This is a genomic window from Pseudomonas sp. P5_B3 (genome assembly GCF_056400405.1).
Window position 1 is genome coordinate 1 of record NZ_JBFULI010000054.1, and the last position, 18,805, is coordinate 18,805.

Sequence of the window (18,805 nt, forward strand, 5' to 3'; positions counted from 1 at the left end):
CAGAAACGCTGGCAACACGACTGTTGGCGCTCGCCAGGAATATCAAGCCCAAGCAAGTGGCCAAAAGCCTACGTGGTCCCAAAATCGCCAAACCCAAGGAGTGGCTGGACGGCAAAGCTGCGCATGCTCATGTGTCGACGGATCGGGTGCTCAAGGCCCATAAAGGGAAAACACCTTGAAAGGGCTGGCTGTAAGAGCGGAACCCTAAGCCGCCGTTACCGCAGAAACGGATATGCACACCCTCAAAAATCCATGTCGCCTGCCAAGCAGCCATCGCGAGCAAGCTCGCTCCCACAGGGTTATTCGATCAGCGTTCAGCGGATGGTTTCAGCTAATATGCCCCCCACTCGAACAAGAACAGGGCTTGCCGCGATCCATGTCGGAAAAAGACACCATCTCCATTCAACTGGTGCGTGAAGCACTGTTGCAAAGCTGCGCGCCGGGAATCGCCACGGACGAGGTGTTGATCAAGGTTGGCATCGCCCCGCAGCTGTTGGGCAACACCGGCGCCCGCGTTCCGGCCACGGCTTATGCGCGCCTGTGGCGGCTGCTGGCACGGCGCGGGGACGATGAGTTTTTTGGCATGGACCCACGCAAACTGAAATCCGGCAGCTTTGCGTTTCTGTGTCGCAGCGCCATGCACCAGCCCAACGTGGCGGCGGGACTGGCCAGCGGCCTGGCGTTTCTGTCGTTGATCCTCGAACACCTGCCGGCGCAGTTGGTGCGCCAACAAAGCCTGGCGGAAATCGTCCTTCTCGAGGACGACAAAGACCCGCGTCGGGCCTTCACCTATTTCACTTACTGGATGATCGTGCACGGCGTGGCCTGCTGGCTGGCAGGGCGGCGGATTCCAATCCTGGCCATCGAACTGCGCTGTGCGAAGCCGGATTTCTGCGATGACTATCAGGTGATGTTTTCCGAGAACCTGCGTTTCGACCGTCAGCGCACGCGGATGATTTTCTCCGCCGATTACCTGGATTTGCCAATCAAGCGCAGTGCGGAAGAGCTCAAGCGATTCCTGGCCCATGCGCCGGCGAACATTCTGGTCAAGTACCGCGATCCGCAGAGCCTGGCCAGTCGCATCAAACACGATCTACGCCATCTGCCGGCCGAACACTGGCCGGAAACCGAAGTCCTGGCGCAACGCCTGTGCATGTCGGCATCAACCCTGCGCCGCCGACTGGCCGAAGAAGGGCAAACCTATCAAGGCCTCAAGGACGGCGTGCGCAAGGAGCTGGCGATTGTCTGGCTGGCCGAGCCCGCGATCAGCTTCAGCGAAATCGCCACGCGGCTGGGGTTCGCGGATGTCAGTTCGTTCTACAAGGCGTTTCGCAAGTGGTCGGGATCGAATCCTGGGCACTACCGTAGCCTGATTCTCAATGACGCCGAGTGAATTCAGCGGCGCAACGGTCATCTCTTCGCAGGCTAACGGCTGCCAGTGGTCGATCCTGGCAGTTTGAGTATGCCACTGTCCACGAAACGCATCGTGTTGAACACCCCACCCGAGAGCTTGCCGTGCAGGATGTAGGGCATGTTGTTAAGCGTTTTCATCCGGCTGATGCCATAGGTCTGGCGGATCACCGAAAGTGCCGAAACGCTGACCGGCACGCTCACGACGGTGTCGGAAAAACGCCCGATCGAGCCACTCTCATCGGTGACGCCAGAGGCGAAGGGTTGGCCGTTGATGTCCAGGTCCAGCGCAACGCCGCTGTAGACGAGGGTGGTGTCATTGGGGTTCTGCACGCGGATTTTCACGGTAAAGCGCACTTCCATGCCCTCGCCTTGCAGGGGCTCGATGCCCACGACGTTGACTTTCAACGGGTCTCGATTGGGCAGTGAGGAACAGGCGCTCAGGCAGAGCAGGAGGGAAATCAGGACCGCGTGAACGCTGCGCATGGACGTGCTCTCATCTGAAAAATGGCTAGCGGTTTGACTGTGCGACCACCGCAGCCTTTGCGGGTTCATCCCAGGCGGTCACATCGGGGTTCTGCATCACTTGAAGCACTGGGCCTGCGGATCGAATTCGTCCTCTTCCAGTTCGATGAATGCCTCGGGCAGGAAGATATTAAGAACGATAGCGCACAGCGCGCCGACGGTGATGGGCGATTCGAAAATGTTGTGCAGGGCCTTGGGCAGTTCACGCAAGACTTCCGGCACCGCGGCCACCCCCAGGCCCATGCCGAGGGAAATTGCCACGATCAGCATGTAGCGCCGATGCAGGCCGGCCACCGCGAGAATCTTGATTCCGGCCACGGCAAAAGAACCGCCAAGTCAGTGGCTTACAGTCGTGGAGCGAACACCTCGCCCACGCTGCGGCGTTTGGCGTGCAGCTGGCTGGCCTGGATCAACTGTTCGAGGTCTTCGGGCGTGACGTCATAGAACGCCTCCATGTCAGCCAGCGCCAGTTTCAGGTCTTCGGCGGTGATGGCCTGACGGTCGACCGGCGGGTGATCGGCAGGAATCACGGCTACCGGTTCGCTGGTCCCCTTGGGGTATCGAATGTGGGTCAGGTTGTTGTAGGCCAGGGCGCTGAGCAGCATCGTCGCAGCGCCGAGCATCACCGGCTCAATGGCCTTCCAGTCCATGGCAATGGTCGCCGGATCGGCCAGTACCAGGGTCAGGGCCAATGCACCGGCCGGTGGATGAAGGCACCGCAACCAGCACATCAGGACCAACGCCATGCCCGCGGCCAGGCAAGCGCTACCGAGGGTTCGGCCCAATACATGGGCCACCAGCAAGGCAATCACCGCGGCGCTCAAGTAACCGCCGAGAATCGACCAGGGTTGCGCGAGCGCACCCGAAGACACGGCAAACAACAGCACTGCCGATGCCCCCAGCGGGCCGATCAAGTGCTGGGCCACCTCAATGCCGAACACCTGGCCACAGAGCCACACGCTGAGCAGCGTCCCCAGGGCCATGCCAATGGCGGCGCGGCTCCATTCGGTGGGACGGGTGTTGATGGCGGCGGGCAACCAGCGAGCAAGCATTCCGAGAAAAACTCCGGCAGAAAAATCGAGGCAAAAAAAAGGGCTTGGCTGGGAAGCCCAGAAAGCCCTTGAAGTTGTTCCAACTGTTGGGGGAGGAACGCGCACAGTGTGCCGTTCAATCCAGCTACTGACAAATTCATATTAATGAGCTTTCAGTGCATTAATTTTGCTTTAAGTTGCCCCGTCGGCCGCTGATGTAGCACAGCAAACCGCCCAGGGCCGCGAGTGCACTCAAGGCGTAAAACATTGTCGGCGCCGGGGTGTRCATCAACATGAAGCCGCAAATCACCGGGCTCAACGCACCGCCAAGCGCAGCAAGGTTTTGCGCGCCGTAATAGCTGCCGCGCAGTTCTTCCGGAGCCAGGGTGTCGACGAAGAGAAACTCGGCCGGATAAATAATGATTTCACCGAGGGTGAAGATAAACATCGCCACACACCAGCTCACCAGACTGTCCGCCAGGCTGAAGCCGATCAGCCCGAGGATGAACAGGCCGGTGCCGGCAACGATCCATTGGCGCAGTTGCTCTCGCTTGAGAACACGCCCGATCTGGTACTGCAACAAGATCACACTGATGGCGTTGCACGCGAGCAGGGCGGCCATGATTTCCATGGTGTGCCGGGGATTACTGGTCACCAGCAGGTATTGCGACAGGTAAAACGTAAATCGCCCGTGCACCACCGTGCTGAGCAGGCAGCCAGCGGTGAACAGGATCAGGGTGCGGTCGTTTTTCAGGGTGATCAGGGTTTTGAGAAAACTCTGCGCCCGACCGGTGAGAGGCACACTGGCCGGGTCCCTGGGAACTCCGGTCATCAGGAAAATACTGAAAAAAGCGATGGCCGCAGCGATCAGGAACGGTGCGCTTGCAAAGGCGCCGGCAATCAGCACGCCGAGCATCGGCCCGACAGCGTAGCCAATGTTGGTCAGCGTATAGCTCAGGGAGAACGCCTTGGCGCGCTGACCCACCGCAAGGTTGTCGCTGAGGATCGCTTTCGAACCGATCAGGAACAGCGACGAGGCGGTTTCGGTGACGATCAAGGTGATCGTGGTCAGGTAGAGGTTTTCAGCAAAGGTCAGCAACACCAGGCCGACAGCGCTGGACGCCATCGAGAGAATCAGCAGTCGGCGTTTTTCGAAGCGATCGATGATGTAGCCGCCATACAGKGAGAGCAGGGTGGCGACGAACACCGCAATGCCAAGCAGCAAGCCAACGTCCTGTTGGTTGAGGCCAAGCTTGTCGCTGACGAACAGTGTGAGCAAGGGGCTGGTGATGGCGCGGCTGACGACGATGGTCAGCGAGCAGATCAGCAGGCGGCGGATGAGGGGGGAGTAGGTGGTCACGGGGTGAATGTCCTTATTCGATTGGGCCGGCATCAGCCCAATCGTGAGCGCTACTCCAGCAGTCGGACACTCGGTCGTTGCTACGGGATTTGCTTGAGGTGCAGCAACACGAAATCATTCTTGTCGAACCGCCCGCTCAGTACTGGCGGCAGGGCACCAATAGCCGTGCCTCGCAGTGTCTGGTACACGTTCAGGTCCATCATCAGCCACGCCGGGCCTTTGAGGTTTTCAAGTTCCTGGGGCGATTCGGTGAAAACCGGTTGCAGGTCCTGTTTGATGTTGACCATGAACTTGATGGCCTTGGCATCCTTGCCCATCGCGTGCATCACCAACGGCGCAGGGTCTTTTTGCATGAGCTCGACAGTGGCACGGCTGAAGCTCTGGGTGTCGAAGAGCTGGCGTTGGATGGGCTCGAATTGCAGGATGTAGAACGACCAAAGCGCCAGGACCGCGCAAAGAGCCAATGATTGCGCTCGCCAGCGGGGTCGCTTGAGTGCCGCCAGGGCGATCACTTGTAGCAAGCCGAGAATGATGAATAACGAAGTGAGGTGAGCCACTTCCTCGGGAAATTTTCGCCGTACTACCAGCAATGCCACGATCAACAGGCCCGGGATCAGCAGCCACAGCCCCTGCATCAACCCCCGCAGCCAACCCAGCAATCGACCCTGTGTGGCGTAGAACGGATACGCCGCCACGATGGCCGCCATGGGTAGCATCGGCAGCAGGTAACGGGCCTTTTTCGCCTGGGGGACGGAAAGGCCGATCATCACGATCAGTCCGGCCGCCAGGCAGTACAGCATCAGGCGCAATGCCGGCCCGGACTGTTGTCGGCCAGAGATTCCGACCGCCACCAGCGCCAGCACCGCCAACGGCCACGCCAGTGCATAGTTGCCCATCGAACTGGTGAAGTAATACAGCGTATCGTTGACGCCCTCGCTGCCGTCCATGCGCCCCATGAACTGCATGCGAATCACGTCCTGCAGGAAGGCCGGGCCGCCACTGATGTCCGCCAGCCACAACAACAGACCGATGCACACCGCCAGCAGCAACGCTGCCAGCAATCCGAAGACGATCAGCCGTCGCCATTGGCGATTGACCAGGAAATAACTGCACAGCATCCCCGCAGGAATAACCAGGCCGATTGGCCCACGAATCCAGAAACCCAGCATCAACAAGGCAAAGATCAGAACCCAGCGGCGCGGCGCCGCAAAGTGATCGGCTGTATAGCCCAGGTAAAATACACTGAACGCGACGGCTGCCAGCATCAGATCGAGGGAAACGGCGCGGGTTTCCGTGATGAAGGTGTTGGTCAGCAGCATCAAGGCGATGCTCAGCAGCGCCCAACGCCTGGAATAGGGGGCCAGCAGGCGGTACATCAAGGTGACGATGACCGCTGCGGCGATGGCGCTCGGCAGCCACGCGGTCAGGCTGGTGACCTGGCCGAACGGCAGTGAAAGCAGCCAGATGAATAGCGTTGAAAGTCCCGAATAGTCTGCGTAGGGCTGGCCATAGGTCGTCGGAAAAAACGACGGCCCATTGCGCAGCATCTCCTGGGCGAACAGCACGAAGCGCGAATCGAAACCGATGGCCGCCTGCTGATACATCCCGGCGCAGAACAACAACAGCGCCAACAGACCCAGCGCGAGGGACTGTTGGCGGATGTGAGGGATCATGAGGTTCAGGCGACCACTGATTCGGTTGACCATTGCTGGTAAGGAATCGGCAATTTGCGCGACTCGCCACGGCCAATCGGGAAGTAGGTGATACCGATGCGTGCCAGACGGTCTGCGTCGTACAGGTTGCGGCCGTCGAAGATCACCGGTGCATTGAGCCGCTGCTGGATCAGCTCGAAGTCCGGAGCCTTGAACTGTTGCCATTCGGTGCAGATGATCAGTGCATCGGCACCGGACAAGACCGACTCGGGCGTACCCATGAGCATCAGTTTCGATTCATCGGGATACAGCTTCTGGGTTTCCTGCATGGCTTCCGGATCGAACGCGCGGACATTCGCCCCGGCGGCCCACAACGATTCCAGCAACACCCGGCTCGGTGCATCGCGCATGTCGTCGGTATTGGGTTTGAACGCCAGCCCCCAAACGGCAAAGGTCTTGCCACGCAAGTCGCCCTTGTAGAACGCGTTGATGCGTTCGAACAGCTTGTGTTTCTGCCGCTCGTTGATGGCTTCCACCGCTTGCAGCAGGTCGCTGGAGCAATGGGCCTCTTCGGCGCTGTGGATCAGGGCGCGCATGTCCTTGGGGAAGCATGAGCCACCGTAACCGCAACCGGGGTAGATGAAGTGGTAGCCGATACGCGAGTCGGCCCCGATGCCCAGGCGCACCGATTCGATGTCGGCTCCCAGGTGTTCGGCCAGCTCGGCGATCTGGTTGATGAAGCTGATCTTGGTTGCCAGCATGCAGTTGGCGGCGTACTTGGTCAGCTCGGCACTGCGCAGGTCCATGAACATGATGCGTTCATGGTTGCGGTTGAAGGGCGAGTACAGGTCACGCATCACGTCACGCACTTCGTCGCGTTCACAGCCGACGACGATACGGTCCGGGCGGCGGCAGTCAGCCACGGCCGAACCTTCTTTCAAAAACTCCGGGTTGGAGACGATATCGAACTGTAAAACGCGCCCGGCGTTGAGCAGGCATTTGTCGATGTGTGCACGCAAGGCGTCGCCGGTGCCGACCGGAACGGTGGATTTCTCCACCAGGATCGCCGGTTGCTCGCGATGCCGTGCTACCGCTTCGCCCACCGACATCACGTAGCGCAAGTCCGCCGAGCCGTCGTCCCGGGATGGAGTACCGACCGCGATGAACAGCACCTGGCCGTGCAGGACGGCGAATTTTTCGTCGCTGGTGAACTGCAAACGCTTGGCGTCCAGGCCTTCGCGTACCAGGCTGGCCAGCCCGGGTTCGAAAATACTTACATGGCCCTGTTTGAGCAGTTCGACCTTTTTCTCGTCAACGTCCATGCAGACCACGTCGTGGCCGACTTCCGCCAGTACCGCTGCCTGCACCAGGCCAACATAACCGCTACCAAATACACTGATTTTCATGGAGCACTCCTTAATTCGGGCGCACGAGCAGGTCGAGAATTGATGGTAATGACGCCGAGGATGACCAATGCCACACCAAGGCTTTTTGTAAGGCTGAATGATTCGTTGAACAGCGGCAGGCTGGCGGCCAGCAGGTACACCAGCGCATAGCTGATGCTCAGCAACGAGTAGGCCCGGCCCAGGGGCAGGTCCCGCAGGGCGGCGAGCCAGCAGAGCATCGACAAGGCGTAGGCGAAGATGGCCGCGAGCACCACGGCAACGGCTGTCAGGTCGATGTGGGCGCTGAGCCATTGTTCTGGCTGTGGCAGGTGACTCATGCTCCAGCGCATGCCCAATTGAGCGGCGCTGACCAGCAACACGCTGCCCAGTGCGAAGGTGATACCGCGACTCAGGTTCATGCGTGTTGCCCCAGCAGAGCCACGCCGCCGATCACCAGCGCCACACCCAGCCAGTGGCGGCGGTCGATGGTTTCGTGGAACACGAAACGCGCGACCAGGGTGATCAGCACGAAGTTCAGGCTCAGCATCGGGTAGGCAATCCCGACTTCCAGGCGTTGCAGCACCAGCAACCACACCAGCAGGCCCAATCCCAAAGAGGCCAGGGCCAGCCAAAGCCAGGGCGAGCGCAGTTTGTCCATCCACCCGGAAGGTTTGCCGCGCCAGCTTTCCACTGCATATTTTTGGGCGATCTGGCCCAGGCAGGTCAACAGACAGGCGACCAGGAGCAATAGCAGGCTCATAGCGTCGCCTGAGGGATAATCAGAATCACCAGGTTGCCTTGTTCATACCGCTTGCCCTCTTTGGGCAACTGTTCGAGTTCGCGCAGCTCTTCTTCGCCCTTGACCCGCATGACCACACCGACCGGGCCAAGCTGGCGAGCGTCGTGCATCCACTGTTGCACCTGGTCGGGGTCGACGCGCTGCTTGAGCGAGTCAGGATAGGCAAGGCCATATTTCAATTCGCCTATCGTGTTGAAAAAAGCCACTTCCGGGCGTTTCACCCGCCAGGACAATGCCGATGCGGCACCCAGATCGTTGCTCAACAATTTGGCACTCTGACCAAGTTCCTGGGCGTGATCGAGGATGAACTGGTCAGGCGTTTTATTGGCGACTACGGAATTGGGCAGTCCGGCAGGCAATAAACCGATGAGCAACAGGCTGCCAAAAGCCGGGGCTGCCCAGCACTGCAACGGGCGGAAGGCCTGCAGCACGTTGGTCATGATCCAGCCGATCAAGCCGATGAACACCAACACCAGGTTGTGCAGTTCATGATCGTAAATCGGCTTTTTCAGTTGCAGATAAACCAGGGCCAGCAGGGTGACCACACCCACCACCAGGTTCAGCAGGCCGTTGATGCCCAGGACACGACCTTGCTCCAGCTTCAATCGGTCAGCCAGTGCATGGCCGAGCAACAATGCCAGAGGCAACAGGCACGGCAGGATGTAGGCTGGCAGTTTGCCTTTGCTCAGACTGAAGAAGAACAACGGCATCCATAGCCACAGCAGCAGGAACCCGATATTGGACTGGCGTCGGGTCTGCCAGGCTTGCTTCAGCGCTGGCGGCAGCAAGGCGACCCACGGCATGCTGAATGCCACCAGCAACGGCAGGTAATACCACCATGGCGCATTGTGCTGGGCGTCGTCCCCGGCAAAACGGCGGATGTGTTCGTGCCAGAAGAAAAACCGCCAGTAGTCAGGCTCCTGGGCGTGCACTGCCAGCGCCCATGGCAGGCTGACAGCGATGGCTACCACGACCGCCACCGGGCCGTAGACCAGCAGTTCACGCCAGCGTTTTTGCCAGATCATCCAGGGCAGGGCGATCAACACCGGCAACAACCAGGCCAGGAAGCCCTTGGTCATGAAGCCCATGCCGCAGGCCAGGCCCAGCACCGCCCACGCGATCAGGCGTTGCCCGCGGCTCGTGCTGTCGAGCGCGAACCATAACGCCACCAGGCTCAGGTTGACCCAGAAGGTGAATTGCGGGTCGAGGTTGGCATACCCCGCCGAAGCGGCAATGACCGTGAAGCTCATGTACAGCAGCGCGCAGGCGAAACTCTTGCGCGGTTCGTTCCACATCCGGCGGGCGACCAGGTAGCACAGCAGCACGCTCAAACCGGTGCTCAGTGCCGAAGCGAAGCGCACTCCGAAAAGGTTTTGGCCAAACAGCGCCTGACCGATGGCAATCATCCAGTAGCCGGCCGCGGGTTTTTCGAAATAGCGCACGTCCATGAAATGCGGCGACACCCAGTTGCCGCTCAGGAGCATGCCCTGGCTGATCTGGGCGTAGCGGGTTTCGTCAGGAATCCATAAGCCATGACTGCCCAGTGGCAGCAGGTATGCCAGCGCTACCATGACCAGCAATAACGGCAAAGCCCAGCGTTTGCTCATGCGCCTTGCACTCCCAGCCAGCCTTCGCGACCTTCGAGCGCACCGCGTACCACGCGGCCGATCGGCAAACTGGCGGGGGCCTGGGGCAACAAGTCGCCCAAGGGTTGAAAACGGATGTCTCGCTGATGTGCATCGCTCAGCAGTTGACGGAAATCGTTGGCCATCAGAATCCCTTCTACCTCGGCATGGATCGTATAGACATTGAGTTTTTCCGGCGTGAACCGGTCCAGGATGAACCTGTTGAAATCCTTGGCGGCGACGGTCGGCCCGACCACTTCGTCGAAGGTCGGCAGGTCCACCGGGATTTGTGGTGCACCCAGGTGACCATCGGCCAATCGCGGCTGGAACAGGCTCAGGCCGCGACAATCGCTGTTATAGCGAAAGCCGAAGCTCTGCTTGGCTTCGATCACACGCTCGTCGGCACGCCAGCCGGCGGACGCCGAGCAGGTGATCTTTTCCCCGAGAATGTCGCCGAGGGTGTCCACCCCACGGCGTATCTGTTCGACCAGTTGTGCGTCGTTCCAGCGCCCGGCGTTGGCTTGCCAGCCGTGGTGATCCCAGGCGTGCAGGCCAACCTCATGCCCGGCATCCCGGGCCTGACGCATCAAGTGCCCCAGGTCGCGGCCGATCGGTTTTCCAGGCCATGCGGTGCCGGCCAGCAGAATGTCCCAGCCATACAGGCCGGCTGCGTTGGAACGGAGCATTTTCCAGAGAAACTGTGGACGGATGAGGCGCCACAAGTGGCGCCCCATGTTGTCCGGCCCGACACTGAAGAAGAACGTCGCCTTGATCTGTGCTTCATCAAGGATTTCCAGCAACCGGGGCACTCCCTCTCGGGTGCCCCGGTAGGTGTCGACATCGATCCGCAGTCCCGCCTGCATCAACGCTTGTCCGCGATTTCGAGCATGGCTTCACGCAAGAAGAAGTCCAGGGTGTTGCCAATGGTTTCACTCATCTCCACGGTTGGCGTCCAGTCCAGCAGGCGCTTGGCATTGGCGATGCTCGGCTTGCGGTGCGACACGTCCTGATAACCGGTGCCGTAGAACGCTTTGCTCTCGATGTCGCGGAAACCGGCGAACGGAGGGAAGTTGGCGCGCAGTGGGTGAGCTTCGAACTGACGCAGCAGTTCTTCGCCCAACTGACGGATGCTGGCCTCGTTTTCCGGGTTGCCAATGTTGATGATCTGGCCATTGCAGACATCGTTGTCGTTATCGATGATCCGTGCCAGGGCTTCCACACCGTCGGCGATGTCGGTGAAGCAGCGTTTTTGCTCGCCACCGTCGAACAGGCGAATCGGCGTACCTTCCACCAGGTTCAGGATCAGCTGGGTAATTGCGCGGGAGCTGCCGATACGGGCCGAATCCAGACGGTCCAGGCGTGGCCCCATCCAGTTGAACGGACGGAACAGGGTGAAATTCAGACCCTTCTGGCCATAAGCCCAGATCACGCGGTCCAGCAGTTGCTTGGAGACCGAGTAGATCCAGCGCTGTTTGTTGATCGGACCGACCACCAGATTGGAGTTGTCTTCGTCGAAGTTGTTGTCCTGGCACATGCCATAGACTTCCGAGGTCGACGGGAAGATCACGCGCTTGTTGTACTTGACGCAGTAGCGAACCAGTTTCAGGTTTTCTTCGAAGTCCAGTTCGAACACGCGCAGCGGGTTACGGGTGTATTCGATTGGCGTGGCGATGGCCACCAGCGGCAGCACCACGTCGCACTTCTTGATGTGGTACTCGATCCACTCGGAGTGGATGCTGATGTCGCCTTCGACGAAGTGGAAGTTCGGGTGGCTGCGCAGACGTTCGATGGCGTCCGAACCGATGTCCAGGCCGTAGACCTCGTAGCGGTCGTCACGCAACAGGCGCTCGGACAAGTGGTTGCCGATGAAGCCGTTGACGCCGAGGATCAGCACGCGGGTGCGACGTGGGGCACGGCCGGATTCGGCGCCGCGCAGCACGGAACCGTCCACCAGGCCCAGTTCGTTGGCCAGTTGCGGACCGCTCAGGTACAGACCGTTGTCGTTGCGCTGGCCGGCGTTGATGATCAGCGAGTCTTGACCGCAGGCGATGCGCAGCGGGTCGACGCTGATGACGCGGCCCGGTGCCAGGCCCTCGTTGCCCTTGGCGACTTCGGCGCTCCAGACAATCAGCTTGTGCTCGCCTACCGCGCAGAAGGCGCCCGGGTATGGCTGGGTCACGGCGCGGACGAGGTTGAACAGTTCTTCGGCCGGCTTGGCCCAGACCAGTTTGCCGTCAGCCGGAGTGCGACGGCCGAACACCGTGGCTTTGGATTCGTCTTGCGGTGTTTCGCTGACTTTGCCTTGCAGCAGCACCGGCAAGGTGTCGCGCAGCAGGTCAGAGGCGGCGGTGCGCAATTTGCCGTGCAGGCTCAGCGCGGTGTCGCTGCGCTCGATCGCGACCTTTTGCTGGGCGACGATGGCGCCCGCATCGGCACGCTTGACCATGCGGTGCAGGGTCACGCCGGTTTCCGTTTCGCCGTTGACCAGCACCCAGTTGGCCGGTGCGCGGCCGCGGTAGCGTGGCAGCAGGGAACCGTGCAGGTTGAACGCGCCTTTGCGCGCCGTGGCCAGCAGTGGTTCGCTCAGCAGGTTGCGGTAGTAGAAGGAGAAAATGTAGTCGGGATCGAGCTTGGCGATACGCTCGATCCACAACGGATGGTTGGCGTCTTCCGGTGCATGCACGGCAATGCCGTGACGAGCGCACAGTTGCGCGACGGAACCGTAGAACGCATTCTCCTTCGGATCGTCGGCGTGGGTGAACACCGCAGCGATCTCAAAACCGGAGGAGAGCAGGGATTCGATGCCGGCGCAGCCAATATCGTGATAGGCGAAGACAACAGCTTTTGCACTCATGAAGGAACCTGATCTGAAGAAGTGGAAGTAAGGCCGTCGACGGTAACAACGGAAGAGGAGGATTCGGGCTGGCTACGCAGCACCTTTTCAATGAAGAAGCGCGGACGTGCGCGCACGTCGCTGTACATGCGGCCCAGGTATTCACCCAGCAGGCCCATGCCGATGAATTGACCACCGGTGAAGACGAACAGCACGGCGAACAGTACGAAGGTACCGCCACCGGCCCAGCCGGCGCCGAACACCAGGCGCAGCAGGATCAGTGCAATAGCGAACAGCGCGCCCAGGGCCGCCATGCCGACGCCGACGATGCTCAGCAGTCGCAGCGGCGTGGTGGTCATGCAGGTGACGAGGTCGAACATCAGGTTGATCAGGCGCATGGGGCTGTACTTGGAATCGCCGTGTTCACGCTCGGCGTGGGTCACGGGGATTTCCGTAGTATGGCGGGCAAAGCTGTTGGCCAGGATCGGAATGAAGGTGCTGCGTTCACGGCAGGCGAGCATGGCATCGACAATGGTGCGTCGGTAGGCGCGGAGCATGCAGCCGTAGTCGCTCATGGCTACGCCGGTGGAGCGCTGCACGGCCAGGTTGATCAGTTTCGATGGCCAGCGGCGCAGGGCCGAGTCCTGGCGGTTGTTGCGTACAGTCGCGACGACGTCATAGCCAAGTTCGGCCTGGGCCACCAGCCGCGGGATTTCTTCGGGCGGGTTTTGCAGGTCGGCATCGAGGGTGATGACGACATCGCCCTTGCACTGTTCGAAACCGGCCATGATCGCCGCGTGCTGGCCGTAGTTGCGGTTGAGGATCACCGCCACCACCGGGCTGCCTTCGCGGGAGGCGGCGTCTTCCAGGATCTGTGCGGAGTCGTCGCGGCTGCCGTCGTCGACCAGCACGATTTCATAGGCCTGGTGCAACTGCTGGCAAGCCGCTTCGGTGCGCCGGAGCAATTCAGGCAGGCTTTCCTGTTCGTTGTAGACCGGAATGACGATCGAAACGAAGTTGATTGGGTAAGGTCTCAAAGGCTTCTGTCCATACAGTTTTCGATGGCACCAACGACGCGCTCGACATCATCGGTGGTCATGTCGGGGAACAACGGGATCGAACACAGCCGCGCCGAATTCCATTCGGTGTTGGGCAGGTACAGGTTAGGGTAACGCTGGCGGTAGTAGGTGTGCAGGTGTGTGGCGATGAAGTGAATGCCGGTACCGACATTCTGTTCCTGGAGAGCTTTCATGAACGCTTCGCGATCCAGCCCGCACCGCTCGGCGTCGATACGCAGGATGAACAGATGCCAGGCGTGTTTTTGCGAATAGGTGGGGACGGCCAGCGGTTGCACCGGCAAGCCCTCCAGGCGCTGCAAGTAGGTCTGGGCCAGTTGAGTGCGCCTGGCGTTGATCTCGTCCAGGCGTTCCAGCTGCACCAGTGCGATGGCCGCGTTGATGTCAGCCAGGTTGTACTTGAAGCCGGGTTCGACCACTTGGGCCTGGGGCTTGCGGCCGTGGGTCAGGCGGTCGTAGGCATCAACCCCCAGCCCGTGAAACTTGAGCATGCGTACCCGCGAGGCCAGGGCTTCATCGTCGCTGACGAACATGGCGCCTTCGGCGCAGGTCATGTTCTTGATCGCGTGGAACGAGAAGATCGCCGTGCCTTTGGAGCCGACGTGGCGACCTTTATAGAAAGTGCCTGCCGCGTGGGCGGCGTCTTCGATCACGGCAATGCCGTGTTTGTCGGCCAGAGCGTAGAGCGGATCGAGGTCGAATGCCGCGCCGGCGTAATGCACCGGGATAATGGCTTTGGTGCGCGAAGTGATCGCCGCTTCGATAGCGGCCACGTCGGTCATCAGCGTGTCGCGGTCGATGTCGACGAACACCGGCGTGGCACCCAGCAGGGTGATCATGTTGGCGGTGGAAACCCAGGTCTGCGAGGGCGTAATGACTTCATCGCCGGGACCGACACCCAATGCCAGCAGGGTGATATGCATCCCGCCGGTGGCCGAGGAAAGTGCCACGGCATGCCGGCAACCGACGTAGTTGGCGAAGTGTTCTTCCAGTGCCTGGTTCTTCGGTCCGGTAGTGATCCACCCGGAGCGCAATACTTGCTCTACGGCCGCGATTTCTTCGTCGCCGATGCTGGGACGGGAGAAAGGGAGAAACGCCTGACTCATGGGCACCTCGGGGGCTGAAAACGTAAATAGCCTTTGAGGCTAAAAGGGATCCAAAAATCAGCATAGACGCTAAATCAGAACCTGCATCAAATCAACTAGTTATGGGCTGGAGGTAAAAAATTGCATCAGTTGACTTTTTTCGCCATCGCCGGCAGGTTGGACGTCCATCTGGGCTGCGCCGATTCTATAGAAGGTTATGCCCGATTTTGTGAAAGGAACATGAAAAAACGGTTGGGGAATCGTTTATCTGAAATCTATTAAGCCGCTGTTCAGACTTCCCGCATGTATGGCGGTTCTTGGGAAAAGTCCTACAGCTGTAATGTCTTTTACATCATCGTTATTTCACTTCTTAGTTGCTTCATTGAACTGTTTTAATTCAAGGCCGTTTCGTTTGATTGACTTACCTGTAACTGATTCACGCACGCCCCTCACCAATCCGCTGACCCTGTATCTGGCGCGACTGGCGCCGTCCAGCCAACTGACCATGCGTTATGTGCTGCAGGATGCCGCCGACCGCCTGGGCTTCGAAGATCACGATATCGAGGAAATACCCTGGCACAACCTGCAGCCCGAAGATGTGATCGCACTTGTGGCTACATTGCGTTCAGACGGCTATGCGCCGAACACATCTTCGCTGTATGTCAACGCGGTGCGCGGGGTAATGAACGAAGCATGGCGCATGAGCCTGATCTCTCAGGAGCATCTGTTGAAGATGCGTTCGGTGAAGGGCATGGCCGGTACACGGCTGTCCCAGGGGCGCAATCTCAGACGCACGCTGATTCAGGAACTGATGGCGGTCTGCGCCGCCGATCCGCGGCCGCAAGGCCTGCGGGATGCAGCGATCATCGGGATTCTGTACGGTTCGGGAATGCGCAAATCCGAATCGGTGAACCTGGAACTGGACCAGGTCGATTTCACGGAGCGCAGTCTGCGGGTGACTGCCAAGGGCAACAAGCAATTGATCAAGTACGCCCCGGCCTGGGCCTTCGCCAAGCTTGAAGCCTGGCTCGAGCTGCGCCGTTCGTTGCTCAAGGACGGTGAGGCGGACGACCCGTTTCTGTTCAACCGCATCCGCCGTGGCAGCCACATCACCCGTGAGCGCATCACCAAACATGCGATTTACTACATCGCCCGGCAGCGGGGGGCGCAGGTCGGGGTGAAAATCATGCCCCACGACTTCCGGCGTTCATTCATCACCCGGGTAATCGAAGAGCATGACTTGTCGATTGCACAGAAACTGGCACACCACAGCAACATCCAGACCACGGCCAACTACGATGTGCGCGACGACAATGAGCGACGTCGGGCAGTGGATCGATTCGATTTGTAAGCGATTAAATCTCGCTCAGTACATGGGCGTGGCCAATGGTCGAGACCTGAACCGCGCTGCCGGCCGGTGGCGCATACATGCCTGAGCTGCGCACCAGCAGTGATCGGCCCGTTTGCTGGTTGCAGGTCAATGGCTGGAGTTCCACCGTCAGCGTGCAAGTATTGCCGCTGAAATCCCGATCAGTGACCACGGCCCGGCAACCGCTGTCTTGCGGGTCGCTGGGGAGGATGCTGGCCAGTTGCAGCTGTTCGGGGCGCAGCATGATCTGCGCCAACTTGTTATTGCGGTGGTTGTTGACCGGGATCCGCCCCAGGTCGCAATGGGCCCAACCCGCCTCGATGCGAGCGGGCATGACCACGGCATCCCCCAGAAACAACGCGGTCTGTTCGTCTTCGGGATAGCGGTAAAGGTCCAGCGGGTGCCCTGACTGGACCAATCGGCCATGGCGCATCACTGCCAACTGGTCGGCGAACGACAGGGCTTCACTCTGGTCATGGGTGACCAGAATGGTGGTGACGCCCGCGTCTTCCAGCAATCGCGCAACCATCTTGCGCATCGCCGCGCGCAATCCGGTATCGAGCGCCGAGAACGGCTCGTCCAGCAGCATCAGCCGTGGCTGTTGCGCCAACGCCCGGGCCAGGGCCACTCGCTGTTGCTGACCACCGGACAATTCATGGGGCCAGCGCTCGGCCATCTTCGCGTCCAGCGCCACGCTGTCCATCAGTTCGGCGATTCGCTGTTGTTTTTCCGTGCCCTTGGTCGCCAGGCCAAAGCCGATGTTCGCGGCCACGGTCATGTGTGGAAAGAGTGCGCCGTCCTGCGGCACATAGCCGATCAGACGTTGATGGGCCGGCACTTCGTGGGTGCCGTCGACCAGGGTCTGGCCATTGAGCGAAAGACGCCCGGCGTCGGGGAATTCGAAGCCGGCAATCATCCGCAGCAACGTGGTTTTACCGGAGCCGGAAGGACCGACGATCACCGTGCGACTGCCGCTGGGCACCGACAGGCTGACGTTGTCCAGGGCGCGATGGGCGCCATAGGACTTGTAGAGGGCATTCAATTCAAGAGTGTTCATCGGCCAGCCGTTTTTTTCGATTGGTGATAAAGAAGTCCGGTCAACGGAAGCGACAGCACAACCATTAATAAGGCGTAAGGTGCAGCGGCCGCGTAATCGATTTCGCTGGTCATGGCCCAGAATCCGGTCGCCAGGGTGCGCGTGCCATTTGGGGCCAGCAGCAGGGTGGCGGTCAGTTCATTGGTGATCGCCAGGAACACCAGCGCCGCGCCGGCGGCAGCCCCCGGCGCGGCCAGGCGCAAGGTGATCAGCCACAGTGCCCGGGCCGGCGAGCGGCCCAGGCTGCGGGCAATGTTTTCCAGTTCCACCGGGGCCTGGGCTATGCCTGCGCGCAGGCTCACCAGGGCGCGGGGCAAGAACATCAACAGGTACGCCAGCAGCACGGTGAAGGTGGTTTGGTAAATCGGCCGGGCAAAATGAATCGTGACGGTCACCAGCGCCAGTGCCACGATAATTCCAGGCAAGGAGCTGGTGATGTAGTTGCAGCTTTCCAGCACCCGCTGCAGTCGGCCGGGGTAGCGGATCGACAGCCAGGCGATCGGGATCGCCGCGCAGGTGGTCAGCGCCGCGCCGGCGATACCGAGCAACAGGGTTTGCTCCAGCGCGGGCAACAATTCGGCCATGTCCCAGACTTCCACGCCCCCGGCGATCAGCCATTTACCCAAGGTGATCAAGGGCACGCCCAGGGCCAGGGCGCAGGTCACGATTTGCAGGGTCAGTGAGAGCAGGGTGGATACCGGTTTCAGGCACACGACCCGTTGCTCCCGGGCGCTTCCCGAGCCGACGCGAGCGTAACGCGCCGAACCCCGGGCGGCGGATTCGGCCGTCAACATCGCCAGGCAACACAACGCCAGCACGCTGGCCAGCATGTGCGCAGCCGCGCCGTTGAAGGTCGACTTGAACTGGTCGAAGATCGCGGTGGTAAAGGTGTCGAAGCGGATCATCGCGTACAGGCCGTATTCGGCCAGCAGGTGCAGGCCGACCAGCAAGGCGCCACCGCAGATCGCCAGACGCAATTGCGGCAGTACCACGCGGAAAAACACTTTCCAGGGTTTTAGCCCCATGGATTCGGCGACGTCTTCAATGGCCGGGTCGAGCCGGCGCAAGGTGGCTGCCACCGGCAAATACAGGAACGGGAAGTAGGCGATGACCGAGACCAGGACACCGGCAAACAAGCCGTGAATAGGCGGCACCAGGCTGACCCAGGCGTAGCTGTGAACGAACGCGGGCACCGCCAGCGGTGCGGTGGCCAACAACGACCACCAGCGCCGTCCGGGCAAATTTGTACGTTCTGTGAGCCACGCCAGTGTCACCCCCAGCGCAACGCACAATGGAATCGTCAGCAGTACCAGCAATACGGTATTGATCAGCAGCTCGCCAACCCGGGGGCGGAACACCAGGGTCACGACGGTTGACCAGCCTGTCTGCAGGGACACGCCAATAACGTAAGCGATCGGTAGCAGTGCCAGTAATGAAACCAGCACCGATAAACCGATCACCCATACACCGCCACGTCCCGCAAAGACTCCGCGGGATCGTCGGCGCAAATGTGCGGGTGTCGCCTCAACGACCCCCGCAGGCAGGGTTTCAGGTATCAA

Annotated in this window: 16 protein-coding genes and 2 pseudogenes; 3 read left to right on the forward strand and 15 right to left on the reverse strand. The window is 60.4% G+C overall.

All coding sequences use genetic code 11. The features are described 5' to 3' along the window. Both AC1DRN_RS24545 and AC1DRN_RS24550 read left to right on the forward strand, forming a co-directional pair. Positions 1–179: pseudogene (locus tag AC1DRN_RS24545) on the forward strand (IS4 family transposase); the annotation flags it as partial. 197 nt (positions 180–376) lie between these two features. Beyond that, positions 377–1,393 carry an AraC family transcriptional regulator gene (locus AC1DRN_RS24550; protein WP_223460819.1) on the forward strand — a complete coding sequence of 339 codons (1,017 nt, stop codon included), beginning with the start codon at positions 377–379 and terminating at the stop codon, positions 1,391–1,393. A gap of 32 nt (positions 1,394–1,425) precedes the next feature. On the opposite strand, the gene AC1DRN_RS24555 is transcribed toward AC1DRN_RS24550, so the two are convergent. The 13 genes and pseudogenes from AC1DRN_RS24555 to arnB form a co-directional block, all read right to left on the reverse strand. Next, a complete protein-coding gene (locus AC1DRN_RS24555) occupies positions 1,426–1,896 on the reverse strand; it encodes an LEA/WHy family protein (RefSeq protein ID WP_223460794.1) in 471 nt (156 codons plus the stop codon). A gap of 25 nt (positions 1,897–1,921) precedes the next feature. Next, positions 1,922–2,265, reverse strand: a pseudogene (locus tag AC1DRN_RS24560) (xanthine permease XanP); the annotation flags it as partial. Between the two features lie 14 nt (positions 2,266–2,279). Next, the gene (locus AC1DRN_RS24565) at positions 2,280–2,987 is read right to left on the reverse strand and encodes an HPP family protein (RefSeq protein WP_223460792.1); all 708 of its coding nucleotides are present in this window, start codon (positions 2,985–2,987) and stop codon (positions 2,280–2,282) included. 160 nt (positions 2,988–3,147) lie between these two features. Continuing rightward, positions 3,148–4,326 carry an MFS transporter gene (locus AC1DRN_RS24570; RefSeq protein ID WP_477786828.1) on the reverse strand — a complete coding sequence of 393 codons (1,179 nt, stop codon included), beginning with the start codon at positions 4,324–4,326 and terminating at the stop codon, positions 3,148–3,150. 80 nt (positions 4,327–4,406) lie between these two features. Continuing rightward, on the reverse strand, positions 4,407–5,999 hold the full coding sequence (locus AC1DRN_RS24575; RefSeq protein WP_223460786.1) for an ArnT family glycosyltransferase: 1,593 nt from the start codon (positions 5,997–5,999) through the stop codon (positions 4,407–4,409). Positions 6,000–6,004: 5 nt separating this feature from the next. Further along, positions 6,005–7,384, reverse strand: a complete 1,380-nt coding sequence (locus tag AC1DRN_RS24580; RefSeq protein WP_223460783.1) for a UDP-glucose dehydrogenase family protein — start codon at positions 7,382–7,384, stop codon at positions 6,005–6,007. Continuing rightward, positions 7,381–7,782, reverse strand: coding sequence for a 4-amino-4-deoxy-L-arabinose-phosphoundecaprenol flippase subunit ArnF (gene arnF / locus AC1DRN_RS24585; protein WP_223460781.1), 402 nt, complete (start codon positions 7,780–7,782; stop codon positions 7,381–7,383). The genes AC1DRN_RS24580 and arnF overlap by 4 nt, the downstream gene beginning before the upstream one ends. Beyond that, complete coding sequence (gene arnE, locus AC1DRN_RS24590; protein WP_007983907.1) at positions 7,779–8,123, reverse strand: 4-amino-4-deoxy-L-arabinose-phosphoundecaprenol flippase subunit ArnE; 345 nt, start codon at positions 8,121–8,123, stop codon at positions 7,779–7,781. Before arnE ends, arnF begins: the two co-directional genes overlap by 4 nt. Next, on the reverse strand, positions 8,120–9,769 hold the full coding sequence (gene arnT / locus AC1DRN_RS24595; RefSeq protein WP_223460779.1) for a lipid IV(A) 4-amino-4-deoxy-L-arabinosyltransferase: 1,650 nt from the start codon (positions 9,767–9,769) through the stop codon (positions 8,120–8,122). Before arnT ends, arnE begins: the two co-directional genes overlap by 4 nt. Then, positions 9,766–10,650: a 4-deoxy-4-formamido-L-arabinose-phosphoundecaprenol deformylase gene (gene arnD, locus AC1DRN_RS24600; RefSeq protein ID WP_223460777.1), complete on the reverse strand. Its 885-nt coding sequence runs from the start codon at positions 10,648–10,650 to the stop codon at positions 9,766–9,768. Before arnD ends, arnT begins: the two co-directional genes overlap by 4 nt. Further along, entirely contained in the window at positions 10,650–12,641 is a 1,992-nt protein-coding gene (arnA, locus tag AC1DRN_RS24605) for a bifunctional UDP-4-amino-4-deoxy-L-arabinose formyltransferase/UDP-glucuronic acid oxidase ArnA (protein ID WP_223460775.1), read from the reverse strand. Before arnA ends, arnD begins: the two co-directional genes overlap by 1 nt. Then, positions 12,638–13,657, reverse strand: coding sequence for an undecaprenyl-phosphate 4-deoxy-4-formamido-L-arabinose transferase (arnC, locus tag AC1DRN_RS24610; protein ID WP_223460772.1), 1,020 nt, complete (start codon positions 13,655–13,657; stop codon positions 12,638–12,640). Before arnC ends, arnA begins: the two co-directional genes overlap by 4 nt. Beyond that, positions 13,654–14,802 (reverse strand): UDP-4-amino-4-deoxy-L-arabinose aminotransferase, encoded by a 1,149-nt coding sequence (arnB, locus tag AC1DRN_RS24615; protein ID WP_223460770.1) that lies wholly within the window; start codon positions 14,800–14,802, stop codon positions 13,654–13,656. Before arnB ends, arnC begins: the two co-directional genes overlap by 4 nt. A gap of 391 nt (positions 14,803–15,193) precedes the next feature. Between arnB and AC1DRN_RS24620 the strand changes: the two genes are divergently transcribed. After that, complete coding sequence (locus tag AC1DRN_RS24620) at positions 15,194–16,132, forward strand: site-specific integrase (protein WP_223460768.1); 939 nt, start codon at positions 15,194–15,196, stop codon at positions 16,130–16,132. 4 nt (positions 16,133–16,136) lie between these two features. Here the strand turns inward: AC1DRN_RS24620 and AC1DRN_RS24625 are convergent, their stop codons facing one another. Further along, entirely contained in the window at positions 16,137–17,207 is a 1,071-nt protein-coding gene (locus AC1DRN_RS24625; RefSeq protein ID WP_223460766.1) for an ABC transporter ATP-binding protein, read from the reverse strand. Beyond that, on the reverse strand, positions 17,204–18,754 hold the full coding sequence (locus tag AC1DRN_RS24630) for an ABC transporter permease (RefSeq protein WP_263289722.1): 1,551 nt from the start codon (positions 18,752–18,754) through the stop codon (positions 17,204–17,206). The genes AC1DRN_RS24625 and AC1DRN_RS24630 overlap by 4 nt, the downstream gene beginning before the upstream one ends. Positions 18,755–18,805 lie beyond the last annotated feature (51 nt).